This window comes from Mucilaginibacter sp. UYNi724 (assembly GCF_054057495.1).
Window position 1 is genome coordinate 188,687 of record NZ_JBSRZI010000001.1, and the last position, 12,029, is coordinate 200,715.

Annotated in this window: 9 protein-coding genes; 1 reads left to right on the forward strand and 8 read right to left on the reverse strand. The window is 44.5% G+C overall.

What is annotated here, in order from left to right; all coding sequences use genetic code 11:
* Positions 1-89: 89 nt before the first annotated feature.
* Together ACVW0P_RS00885 and ACVW0P_RS00890 are read right to left on the reverse strand one after the other, a co-directional pair.
* Positions 90-266 carry a hypothetical protein gene (locus ACVW0P_RS00885; protein ID WP_457130399.1) on the reverse strand — a complete coding sequence of 59 codons (177 nt, stop codon included), beginning with the start codon at positions 264-266 and terminating at the stop codon, positions 90-92.
* Between the two features lie 38 nt (positions 267-304).
* Positions 305-1,177, reverse strand: coding sequence for a peptidoglycan DD-metalloendopeptidase family protein (locus ACVW0P_RS00890; protein ID WP_457130400.1), 873 nt, complete (start codon positions 1,175-1,177; stop codon positions 305-307).
* 210 nt (positions 1,178-1,387) lie between these two features.
* On the opposite strand from ACVW0P_RS00890, the gene ACVW0P_RS00895 reads away from it, so the two are divergent.
* Positions 1,388-1,798 (forward strand): BrxA/BrxB family bacilliredoxin, encoded by a 411-nt coding sequence (locus ACVW0P_RS00895; RefSeq protein WP_457130401.1) that lies wholly within the window; start codon positions 1,388-1,390, stop codon positions 1,796-1,798.
* A gap of 114 nt (positions 1,799-1,912) precedes the next feature.
* Here ACVW0P_RS00895 and ACVW0P_RS00900 read toward each other — a convergent pair whose 3' ends face one another.
* From ACVW0P_RS00900 to ACVW0P_RS00925, 6 genes are all read right to left on the reverse strand, one after another.
* Complete coding sequence (locus ACVW0P_RS00900) at positions 1,913-2,545, reverse strand: family 16 glycoside hydrolase (RefSeq protein WP_457130402.1); 633 nt, start codon at positions 2,543-2,545, stop codon at positions 1,913-1,915.
* Between the two features lie 8 nt (positions 2,546-2,553).
* Positions 2,554-3,888 (reverse strand): serine hydrolase, encoded by a 1,335-nt coding sequence (locus ACVW0P_RS00905; RefSeq protein ID WP_457130403.1) that lies wholly within the window; start codon positions 3,886-3,888, stop codon positions 2,554-2,556.
* A 145-nt stretch (positions 3,889-4,033) separates the two neighbouring features.
* Positions 4,034-6,502: an ABC transporter permease gene (locus ACVW0P_RS00910; protein ID WP_457130404.1), complete on the reverse strand. Its 2,469-nt coding sequence runs from the start codon at positions 6,500-6,502 to the stop codon at positions 4,034-4,036.
* A gap of 36 nt (positions 6,503-6,538) precedes the next feature.
* Entirely contained in the window at positions 6,539-8,941 is a 2,403-nt protein-coding gene (locus tag ACVW0P_RS00915) for an ABC transporter permease (RefSeq protein WP_457130405.1), read from the reverse strand.
* Between the two features lie 274 nt (positions 8,942-9,215).
* Positions 9,216-10,592 carry a 3-keto-disaccharide hydrolase gene (locus tag ACVW0P_RS00920; protein ID WP_457130406.1) on the reverse strand — a complete coding sequence of 459 codons (1,377 nt, stop codon included), beginning with the start codon at positions 10,590-10,592 and terminating at the stop codon, positions 9,216-9,218.
* Positions 10,593-10,613: 21 nt separating this feature from the next.
* Positions 10,614-11,939, reverse strand: coding sequence for a Gfo/Idh/MocA family protein (locus ACVW0P_RS00925; RefSeq protein ID WP_457130407.1), 1,326 nt, complete (start codon positions 11,937-11,939; stop codon positions 10,614-10,616).
* Positions 11,940-12,029: the final 90 nt, after the last annotated feature.

A 12,029-nucleotide genomic window follows, 5' to 3' on the forward strand; every position in this document is an offset into this window, starting at 1 on the left:
GTAGTATAACCCGCTGTGGCTACCTTGTATTAAAAAATAGTAACCAACACGGGTTAGTATTATCCAAAAACAAAGTACAGCTATCCTCATTATGCGCAGGGGGTAAAGTAACCGTCGTTGTCGCAGCTACCGCAACGGCCGGCGTGGTCTGCTTCGCAACGCTCCTTGGGGGTAAGATCGCCTTTGTTTTTAGCCAATAGTTCTGCAGATACTACGATTACATTGCCTGTTTCTTTAGGCTTTTCTTGTTTTGAGTTGTCTTCCATTTTATGAGGGTATTAATTTACGCAGCTAATATAACTAATTACAGTATCCTCAATAGTGATAAAATATTTAAGCTTAAATACTGTTTAGGGTTAACCGGGTGCCCATCCTTACGGATCTCGTAATGCAGATGCGGCCCGGTTGAGCGGCCTGTGGAGCCTACCTTACCTATCAGGTCGCCTACGGTTACACGCTGGCCTTCTTTCACATTAATTTTTGACAGATGGCCATACCATGTTTCGATATTATTAGCATGGCGTATTTTAATGCAGTTACCATAACCGCCCGCCTTGCCTGCAAATACTACCCTGCCGCTTGCGGTACATTTAACCGGGTCGCCGCGATGTCCGGCAAAATCTATCCCAGGATGAAACTCGCGTCCGCCAAAATCGAACGGGTTACCGCGCGCGCCAAAGAACGACGTAAACGAACTTAGCCTTGGGTAGCCCATAGGCATATAAGCGATGTTGTTTACCAGCTTATCCAGGTAGTTGCTAAAATCCGAGTATAACTTAGTGTCGCTTTTTGGTTTCTCGGCAACGTTAAGGTTACGGAACGACAAACCACGCAAACCGCGTTTGCTCATGTAATTATTTATCGTTTTTAATTTGGATTGAATATCTTGAATATAAGATACAGCCTTGCTGCGGTTGCCTTCTTTTTCGGCGTTTACCAGCAAGGCGTCTTCCGATTCTTTGTCGATCTGCCCTTGTAATGCAGCTACCTGCGATTGCAGCCTGCTGTTTTCCTGCCTCTGCTGTAACGATTGTGTGTTTAAGCGCGTGATAGCGGTCATTAGTACCATAACTACAATTAGTACGGCGGCTATTGTTACTTTTAACGAATTAAAGTGCTTGGCTTTTACTTGTACAATACGCGGCTGGGCGTCATTTTTTTTCGTTATAAATCCCATACCTAAATCTTTAATTTTAAGTTCATTCTATAGTTTTAATTAGGGTTAAAACACTTAGTATGCAATATAGCGATCTCCGTCATAACATCCTGCTCGCCTACTCCCTCTTGCTATTATAACGGAAACGTCAATTATTACGGATTATTCTGAACAAGGGTTATTTTTATTTTGAAATTGGTACTTTTGTACTGAAAATAAGCGAAGTAAATTATGTACCCAGAATATTTAGTTGCCCCAATGAGGGAAGAATTAACCAAAGTTGGTTTCGAAGAGTTAAAAGATGCTGATGCAGTTAATACAGCTATTAAAGGCGAAGGAACTGTATTTGTAATGGTAAATTCGGTTTGTGGTTGTGCTGCTGCTAACGCGCGCCCTGCTGCACGTGCCGCTGCTGCTAATGAAAAACACCCCGACCGCTTGGTTACTGTTTTTGCCGGTATGGAAACCGAAGCAGTTAATGCTGCCCGTAACCTGATGCTGCCTTACCCTCCGTCATCGCCATCAATGGCTTTGTTTAAAGATGGCAAATTGGTTCACATTATAGAGCGCCACCAAATTGAAGGCCGCCCTGCACAAATGATTGCCGATAACCTTATTGGCGCATTTGAGCAATACTGCTAATTAAATCAAGACTGTAAAAGTCAGGAAACAAGATAAAAAAGGAAGCCCGATGCGATTGCACCGGGCTTTTTATTTTTCAGTCCTGATTCTTGTCCCTTGATTCTTACATTCTGCTTATTTAGCGTCGGTTATTTTTAAGTTCTTCCAATCGCCGGGCGAGCCGTTGCCAACCCAATAGGCAATTTTAGTGCCGCCGGTGCTTACCAATGGCTCCACCTGTAGCATAGCTTTGGGGTTACCGTTAACATACACTTTCACATTTTTGGGGTCGATGGTGATCCGCACATGAAACCATCCGTTAGGATCGGGCGCCGGGGTAACCGCCTGTTCATATTTATTCGGGAATTTCTCCCTGAGTAGAGGCCAATCGTATTTTGGGGTGGCAATGTATTGCACGCCGTGGCTTCTTCTTACAGCATCATCAGCTTTAAAATTAAACGGCCTAAAGTAAATGCATTCGTACGTACTATCGTTTAAGCCGTGGTAAGCTATCCCTACAAAACTGCCCTGCAATTTATCGTTGCCTTTAACGTCAAACTCAATTGTGCCGCTTTTAAAATGCCTGTTATTGATCCATGCAAAACCGGCATTGTCTACCTCATTCAAGTGCAGGCTTCCATCGGCACCAAAACTTAATTGACGATTAACAACGGTTAGGTCGCCCACTTTTGGCAATGCTATTTGGGCAAAGCAATTTTTACCGCACAGTATAATCGCGGCAAGCAGTAAAGTTTTATATATTTTCATGATGGTTATTATTCTATCCTTTTTGCATCGTTTACACCGCCTTGGTAAATTCGGCAGGTTACAACTGCACCCTTATCATTTTTAATAAATTCTATCTCAACCGGGACAGTTTTCAAAAAGAATCTATTTTGCGCTTCTGCAAAAATATCAAGTTTGCCCTGCCCTGTAGCCTGTGCATATAATTTATTGCCGTCTCGGGTTATAGAAAGGATCCGGCCCTGGTTCATTTCGTATTTCCCTACATATGTTTGCAAAATTGTGCTATCTACCGCTACTTCTTTATAAACTTTAGAATGGTATAAACCTTTAAAGTTATAAACTTTGGCTACGCTGTTTATGATCTCGTTCATAATAGCGCCATCATCAGAGTTCACCATCACCACCACCCCGTTGCCGCCCTCTAAACTACCAAAGTACTGGCAACGGAAGCCCTCGTTCGCGCCACCATGTTCAAAATACTTAGTGCCATCCATATCATTTATAAAAACGCCCAAGGCTGCCGATTTATCCATGTAAGGTGTAAGCCGTAATTTTGTGTTAGCCTGGTTAAGTACTTTGCTTGATTTGCCCTGCAAGGCCAATTGTGTTTCGATAATATATTTCGACAGATCGGCAGGGTTGGTCCATAAACCGGCGGCAGCCTGTTCCGGGTAAACATTGTATTTACTTTTCATTTCGCTGCCATCACCACGGTAACCTTTAGCCAGTAATTCGGGTTTGACATCAACAGGTGGTTGCGCGTAGGTACTGCTTACCATACCCAAGGGTTTTAGCACATTTTGATACATAAACTGATCATAGGGCTGGCGGCTTATATCCATCAGCATAAGTTGTGATACAGTGATGTCACCACCCGAGTATTCGGAGCGTAACCCTGGTGCAAACATGGAGCGGACGGGGTCTGAGTTTGCAGGTTTTTTACCATTTAAGATCTGTACAATAGTTGGCAAAGTATCTTTAGTGCTATAGCCCTCAAAGCCATGCACGGTTAACCCGGCGGTATGGCTCAGCAGATTTTTTGTGTTGATGATCTTGCCTTTAGCGACAGTATCATAAGGGAATTTCCAGGTGGTTAAATACTGATTTATATCTCTATCCGGATCCAGCTTACCATCCTGCACAAGCTTTAATATACCAACACCGTTTAACGATTTACTGATGGATGCCGCCTGAAAAAGGGTTTTATCGGTAACGGGTACCTTACGGGTAGCGTCGGCAAAGCCGTAGCCTTTAGTCCATTCCATTTTATAATTACGTATAACCGCGATGGAAATACCATTTACTTTATAATGAACCATTCGGTCCTGTATGGTCCATGGCCCGTCACCTTCGGTTTGGATCAAACCCACCAGGTTTTTCTCAACCAGATTTATATTTTTTCTGAACCGAATCGTTAACTGCCGTTTGGCCATTTGCGGCAGATGCGACGGCCAACAGCAGCAGCAAGGCGTATCCTGTTTTTTTCATAATTATAATTTAAGGTTATGACTACTCTGCCCGCAGGCTATTAACAGGGTTTGATAAAGCTGCCTTTATAGCCCTGAAGCTTATGGTTACTAAAGCTATTAATAAAACGGCTAACATGGGCAATACAAAAAACCACAGGCTAAACTGAATCCTAAACTGGTAATTTTGCAGCCATTGGTAACTGCCCCAATATGCCAGCGGCAGGGCAATAAGGTTTGCTATAATTATAAGGCCGATAAAATCCTTTGTTATCAGCATTAAAATATTAGGTACCGATGCCCCCAGTATCTTACGGATCCCTATTTCTTTTATGCGTTGCGATAAGGTAATAAGCGTTAAACCAAATAACCCTAAACAGGCCACAAAAACCGCAAACCCCGAAAACAGGCTAAATACCTGCCCAAAACTTTGTTCAGTTTTATACTGTTGGTTAAAAAACTCATCCAGGAAAAAGTAATCGAAGGCGGCACCGGTAAAAACGCCTTTATAAGTTTTTTGTACCTGGGCAATAGTGCCGGCCATATCGGCGCTATTTACTTTCAACTCATAATGTGTAATGCTCGATGGGTCTATCTCCCGGAACACAATAGGCGTAAACGCATCTTTTAATGATGTTTGATGAAAGTTTTTGATAACGCCCACAACTTCATTTTCAAATACACGGCCCCTGCCATTTTTTGTTTGTACTATTTTACCAATGGCATCCTGCGGGCTCTTAAAGCCTAATGATAACAAGGCCGCCTCGTTAAGCATCATGGGCTGCCGGCGGGCCATAAAATCAAACTTAAAATTATCGCCGGCAATTAATTTCATTTTAAACTGGGAAATAAATTTTCCACCGATCTCAAATGTTGGCAACCTCACATTTTTTCCCTCCGCACCTATCTCCGGGCGGCTGTACGACATAACATAATCAATGTTTTGCCCCGGTATGCTTGATGATGAAGTGGCGCTTTGGATACGCGGGTTGCGCAAAAGTTCGGCCTGAAAAACACTGTCTTTAGCTGCATAATTAGTGGCCGCGGCATCATCTGCCCTTACAATTTGCGGTGCCAGTACAATCAGGGTTTGTTTCATATCCATGTCCTGTTTGGCATTTTTCATGAAACTAACCTGCCGGTAAACAACCAGCGTACCTATCATAAAAGTAATAGTGGCAGCAAACTGGAAAACAACCAATGATTTACGCAGGGTGATATTACCCCCCATATTCGGGAACTTGCCTTTTAAGATCTGTATGGGTTTGTAATTAGACAGCACCAGCGCCGGGTATAATGCCGATAGTATAATGCCGATTATAATAATGCCGGTAAAACTTAAAACAAATACAGGCCCTTTCCAAAGGGTAAATTGCATGTTTACACCACACAACGCACTAAACCATGGCATGGCTATAACCACTGCAATAACGGCTATTACTATACTAAATACATTGATAAGTGCCGACTCGAACAAAAACTGGATTACAAGTTGGATGCGCCGCGAACCCAGCACCTTACGGATGCCTACCTCTTTGGCCCTCTCGATTACCTTAGCTGTAGAAAGATTTATATAATTGATATAAGCAATAAGCAGGATAAGGGCCGCAATAATACCCAGGTACCACACCATTTTGCCGTTACCGCCTGCACTTATATCTTGCGAAAGATTGGAGTATAAGTGAATATCCTTTAGCGGCTGTAAAGAAAGGCGGATATTGCCAATATTGGTTTTACCTAAAGTAAAGTTAGCGCTTGGGTTGCCATCGCTAATGTGCTTGTGCATAAAAGCCGGCAACCTTGCCTCAAAAGCCTGCCGGGTTGTGTTGGGCGAAAGCAAAACGTAGGTATAAAAGTCGGGATAGATCCAGTCGCCTGCTTTTAGGTCCTGAGATACCAGGAAATCAAACTGTAGGTGCGAGTTTGCAGGTACGTCGCGGCAGATGCCGGTAACCGATGCCGTAATATCTGTGCCCGAGATCTGTTGCTGTATTTTGACGGTTTTACCTATGGCATCCTGGTTACTAAAGTATTTTTTCGCCGCAGATTCCGTCAGCACAACCGAATTGGGGTTGTTAAGGGCGGCCAACGTTCCCTTAATCATAGGGAAGGTAAACACTTTCAGGAACGATGCATCTACCATGTAAAGGCGGCGTTCGTTAAAAGCCGTTACTTCGCCGTTAGGTTGTTGTGCACTTACCTGGCCCTCCAGTTTTGACACCCTTGCCACTTCTTGTACATCCGGGAAATCGGCCTTTAGCGCCGGGCCAACCGCCGAATAGGTTTTGGCCAGGTTCTCGGTTAAATTACCATCGCTATAAGCCTCGTGTTTTACCCGGTAAATATTGGCCCCATTTTTCTGAAAATTATCGTAGCTAAGCTCGAAGCTAATGTATTGCACAATTAGCAAACAGGCCATCAGCCCGATAGCCAAACCCGCTATATTGATAAGCGAAAAAACTTTCTGATGTAATAAGATCCGCCAGGCTATTTTTAAATGATTTTTAATCATACTATTTTAAATGTTAGCTATTTTATTTAAATCCGTTTACTCCGTTTTTAAACTTTTTACCGGGTTGGTAAGCGCTGCTTTTATACTTTGGTAGCTCACCGTTAAAATGGTTATACCAATTGCGCCCACCGCGGTAAGGGCGAAGATCCACCAGGAAAGTTCGGTTCGGTATTTATAATCCTGCAGCCAGCCGTGCATAAAGTAATAAGCGGTTGGGATGGCTATCAGCAAAGCGATACTCACCAGGATAATAAAATCTGTAGACATTAAACGCCAAAGGTTAAATACAGATGCACCCAATACTTTGCGCACCCCTATCTCTTTAATGCGCTGCTCGGCCATGAACGATGCCATGCCAAACAAGCCCATACAGCTGATAAAAATGGCAAGCAGGGTAAAAAAGCCTGCCAGTTTGCCCACACGCTCTTCGTTAGCGAATTTTTTATTATACTCGTCGTCTACAAACTTATAATCAAAGGGACTGCCCGGGTCATATTGTTTAAATACGCTTTCTATTTTAGCCAGGGCATCGCGTGTGCTTACGTTTGGTTTGATGCGGATAAGTGCCATGCCCTCTAACCTGTTACTCAAGAAATAAATGCTGGGTTTAACGGGCTCATAAGGCGACGACATCACCATATCCTTTACTACACCAATTATTTTAAATTTTGTGTCCCACCCTACTATCTCACCCACGGGGTGTTTAAAGTTCATGAACTTAGCCGCCGCTTCGTTAACGATCATGGCTGTGCTATCGCTTACAAAAGCGGTAGAAAAATCGCGGCCTTCCAATATTTTCCATTTAGCAACTTTCCCGTAGCCGTGGGTTAAGCGAATGGTGGCAAAATCGTCCTGCAGATCTGGCGCTTTGCCGCGCCAGTTTAAACCGCTGTTGTTAGAGTAAACATCGGTAAGCGGGCTGCCCGATTCTGCCATTTCTTCGATGGTGCCGCTTTGCAGCAGATCGTTACGTACAGCGGTAAAGTTTTTGTGAATATCGTCCGATTTCATGTTGATCTGCACAACACCTGCACGATCATACCCAACCGCCCGGTTCTTGGTGTGCTGCACTTGCAGAAAAACCACTATAGTACCAATAATCAGCGTAACCGAAACGGTGAATTGCAGCACCACTAATATCTTACGCGGCAGCGCGGCAAAACGGCCTGCTTTAAATGTGCCTTTTAACACCTTGACGGGTTGAAAGGACGAAAGATAAAATGCAGGGTAACTCCCTGCAATAATCCCGGTAAGCAAGCTAAAGCCTAAGCCCAGCAGCCAGAACATAGGGTTTGCCCAAAGCACGCCCATTGTTTTATCAGCAACCTGGTTAAACCACGGTAGTATCAGTAACACCAATACTATTGATAAGATGAACGCGAACGCCACCACCATCAACGACTCGCTGAAGAACTGGGCGATCAACTGGCTGCGTAACGAGCCTACCGTTTTACGGATTCCCACTTCCTTCGCCCGCTTCTCTGACCGGGCGGTACTAAGGTTCATAAAATTGATACAGGCCAGCAATAATACAAACGTGCCAATGATACCAAACATCCAAACAAACTGGATAGCTCCACCTGTATTTAAACCATCTTTAAATTCGCTGTGCAGGTGCCATTTATCCATAGGGTGTAAAAACACAACAGGTTTAAACGATGCGCCAACCTTGTCGCCGGCAAGGGCGATATTTTTCTCTTTAAGGCCTTTTATACGTGCGTTTACTTTCTCTATATCGGAATTATCATTTAGCTGCCCGAAGATCTGGAACGAGTTGTTTCCCCAACGTGTTAACGCACGCTGGACCCAATCTTGCGACGAAACGTACAGGTCCCACGGCAGGATGATCGTCAGTTCGTTAAAGGAGCTGTTATGCGGCATATTTTCGTACACACCTGTAACCTTAACCAGTTGTTTATTATCGAGCTTCAAGGTTTTGTTCAACGGGTCGTCGTTACCAAAAATAATTTTCGCAACTTTTTCTGACAGGAGGATAGATGATGGGTCTGATAAACCCGCACGTGTACCTTTCAACATTTTTAGCGACAGCATGTCGGGCGCATCAGCCTGCATAAAACTACCCTGCTGGGTTATTTTTTTATCGCCAAGAGCCAGTATATGTTCGTAATTCCAGCTGGACATTACGGTGTATTTAAAATCTTTATCTTTTCCTGTATAATCGCTTTTAAGCATCGTACCCAGCGGGATAGGCATAGCTATCTGGCTGCCTACCTTACCGTTAAAGGTTTGGTGCTGCCATACCTGTACTATCTTAGCATGGTTATCAAAGTTCTTATCGTACTGCAACTCATCCCAGATCCAGAGGCCTATCAACATAGCAACTGCCATCCCGACCGAAAGGCCGGTTACGTTGATAAATGTATGCACCTTGTTTTTAGTAAGGTTGCGCCACGATATTTTCAGATAATTTTTTAACATTATAGTAATAGTTTAGTTGGCAAACCGTAGCAAGCAAGCTTGCTACGCAAGTATATTATAACATACGTGCCAATTTAATAAACTATTGATAGTTAGATACTTAAAACCACAGGAGGATAGCCAAGCGTTCGTAAACGGACGGTTAAGTGTTCGGTTATAAACGTAGTAATGAATAGGTTAACTGATGCGGGACGGATCGAAATAACAAGCCCGGTTCATGATGAGCTTGTCGAACCGTTCGAGTGAAAGGCATTCGACAAGCTCGGACTGACATTTATTTCAACTCCTTAATCTTCACATTTCTGTAGTTCACATCAAAGCCGTGATCCTGCAGTAAGATATGGCCTTCTTTGGCTTCACCGAAATCTTTCCAGATCTTGTATTTGCTTAGTGCTACCACGTCACGGTATTCTTTTGAGCCACGATCATACTCCAATACCTTAATTCCGTTGAGGTAATGGGTAACGTGGTTGTTGGGCGATACCACTATACGGCCAATATTCCATGCCCCTATCGAATGGACGAACCGCGGCTGTTTTTTGGCTTGAATAAGGTCATATAAAGATGCTAAGGTACGGTTGCCGTCCCTGCCCAGTTTGGCATCGGGGTGTACGGCATCATCCAAAACCTGATACTCCAACCCAATGGCCGAGCCTTGCGTTTTCCCGTCGAGTGTAACAAAATATTTAACCCCGCTGTTAGCCCCCCTGCTCATCCTAAATTCGAACGACATATCAAAAGCGCTGTACTGTCCATCACTGATTATATCGCCGCCGTTGGTAGCCTCGCCCCCATTAGCGCCGATAACTGAGAGCATACCATCCTCCACCTTCCATCCCTTAACCGGGAATGTAGCTGACGAGGCACTGTGCCAGCCTGTATTGGTTTTGCCATCAAACAGTAGCTTCCAACCATCGTGTTTTTCGTAAGTAGAAAGTATGTTTTGCTGTAGATTAACCACATAAACATCTTTAGCAAATGGCTGCGGTTTAAGATTAGTGATTTTTATCCGGATGTTTTTGAAATAGATCTTTTTACCGGCTTGCTTCTCGTTATCAATGGCATGCACCTGCAACCCGATGAATCCCTTGGTATCTACGGTATCTATCACGTAAGCAGTAGCAATGCCGTTTATCCAGGTTTTAGTGGTGTTGCCGATACATTCAATTTTTATATGATTGAACTGCCCGTTTTTCCATGCAGATTGTGCTTTGGCGTTTAACTCCATTGGGTACAGCCAGTCGCGGCGACCTTCGTCGTAGATGCCACCCGTCCATTTGCGGTCGCTTGGGTCTATCTCGCATTGGCGGCCGTAGACCAGGCCTTTACCTTCGTGCCCGGCGGGGTTATAGTGGCTGCGTGTTTGTATGCCCGAGTTGGTGAGCGTGCTTTCTGTTTTGGCATCCAGCTCTAAAATAAAATCGCCGTACTGCTTTTCGGTAACTAAAAAGGTGTTGCCGCTATTCAGCACCGCCGTACCGGTAATGCCGCCATTCTCTACCTTGTATTCGGCTTTGCCGGCAAGTATTTTCCAGCCGTTAAGGTTTTTGCCGTTAAACAAATTGGTATAGCCGGCTTTAGTTTGTGCTGATGCATTTTGCATGCCGGCAGCAATTGCAATCGCCAGTAGGTAAGTTTTCAGGTTCTTCATAATGTATATCAGGCTGATGTGTTAAACTTTTAAATTCCATCCCGGTTCGTACTCGCGGCCCCAAAGTTTGGTGGCATCGGCATCCTGCAGAATATGTCCGTTGGTCGGGTCGAGGTTTAGCACCCTGCCCACCCTTTGGGCAATATTGCCCAACTGCGGTATCAGGGTAGAGCGGTGCCCGTTGATGATGGTCTGGTTCAGTTTTTCATCCCCACGGATAGCATTCACAAAATTTTGGAGGTGCACTCGGTCCAGCATTTCAGTAGGGCTTACCTTGTTTGTTGCATCCACCGGCGTTTCGTCCTTTATCTCTTTCACCAGTTTGTTATCATAATCATACACCTGGTAGCCATTGCCGCCACCATAGTTGATGGTGCCGTGATCGCCATAAAAGACTACGCCGCGGCCAACCCCTTCGGAGTTAAAACCATTACAGCTGCGTCCTTCCCAGGATAGCGCGGTGTTATTAAGAAAGTTAGCTAATATCGTCTGCGTATCGGGGGTTTCCCAATCATCCTTAAAAGCAAAACGCCCGCCAGATGATGTTATCTTGTCGGGGAAATCGACACCCAAACCCCAGCGCATCACGTCAATTTCGTGCGTGCCGTTATTAAGAGCCTCGCCGGTGCCCCAGTTCCAATGCCAGTGCCAGTTGTAATGGATCAGGTTATCTACATAAGGCCTGCGTGGGGCATAGCCTTGCCACAAATCGTAATTTAAATTTGCAGGCACAGGCACTTGTTTACCAATGCCAATGCTTTTGCGGTTGTTTACGTACCAGCCACGTGCAAAATAAGCACGGCCAATAATACCGCTATGCAGCTCGTTCACCATCTTTTGCACATTATCAAATGAGCGGCGCTGACTGCCCATTTGTACCAGTCGGTTATATTTAGCGGCAGCCGCTATTGCCATCTCACCCTCGTGCGGGTTATGGCTGCAGGGTTTTTCTACATACACATGTTTACCCGCCTGGCAAGCCAGTATGGTTGCCGGGGCGTGCCAATGATCGGGGGCGGCAATTACCAGTGCGTCAAGATCTCTTTTCTCTAAAAGCTTGCGCACATCGGTTATGCCTTGCGGTTTTTTGCCGGTTATCTTTTCAATATCAGCAATGCATTTGTTCATGGCATTGCTATCTACATCGCATATATAGCCTATTTCCACATCGGCTAAAGCGGCAAGTTTTGAGGCAAGAAAAGCACCCCGGCTGTTAACGCCCATAACCCCTAACACTACTTTTTTTGCGGGCGATCCTTTATAAATGCCGGCCACAGCCAAGTTAGAGCCTATTAATAAACTGGTGCCTGTAACAGCCACGTTCTGAATAAATTTTCTGCGTTGCATAACAAATAGGTATTTGGTGATGTATTAGCGCAATAATTGGTAACGGCTAATTTAGGAGTTTAATATTAATCTCCCTGTAACATTAATATT

Excerpts from the sequence above, each read along its gene's own strand:
- ACVW0P_RS00925 (WP_457130407.1), bottom strand. The coding sequence starts at position 11,939 with ATGCAACGCAGAAAATTTATTCAGAACGTGGCTGTTACAGGCACCAGT.
- ACVW0P_RS00915 (WP_457130405.1), bottom strand. The coding sequence starts at position 8,941 with ATGTTAAAAAATTATCTGAAAATATCGTGGCGCAACCTTACTAAAAAC.
- ACVW0P_RS00890 (WP_457130400.1), bottom strand. The coding sequence starts at position 1,177 with ATGGGATTTATAACGAAAAAAAATGACGCCCAGCCGCGTATTGTACAA.
- ACVW0P_RS00910 (WP_457130404.1), bottom strand. The coding sequence starts at position 6,502 with ATGATTAAAAATCATTTAAAAATAGCCTGGCGGATCTTATTACATCAG.
- ACVW0P_RS00885 (WP_457130399.1), bottom strand. The coding sequence starts at position 266 with ATGGAAGACAACTCAAAACAAGAAAAGCCTAAAGAAACAGGCAATGTA.
- ACVW0P_RS00895 (WP_457130401.1), top strand. The coding sequence starts at position 1,388 with ATGTACCCAGAATATTTAGTTGCCCCAATGAGGGAAGAATTAACCAAA.
- ACVW0P_RS00900 (WP_457130402.1), bottom strand. The coding sequence starts at position 2,545 with ATGAAAATATATAAAACTTTACTGCTTGCCGCGATTATACTGTGCGGT.
- ACVW0P_RS00920 (WP_457130406.1), bottom strand. The coding sequence starts at position 10,592 with ATGAAGAACCTGAAAACTTACCTACTGGCGATTGCAATTGCTGCCGGC.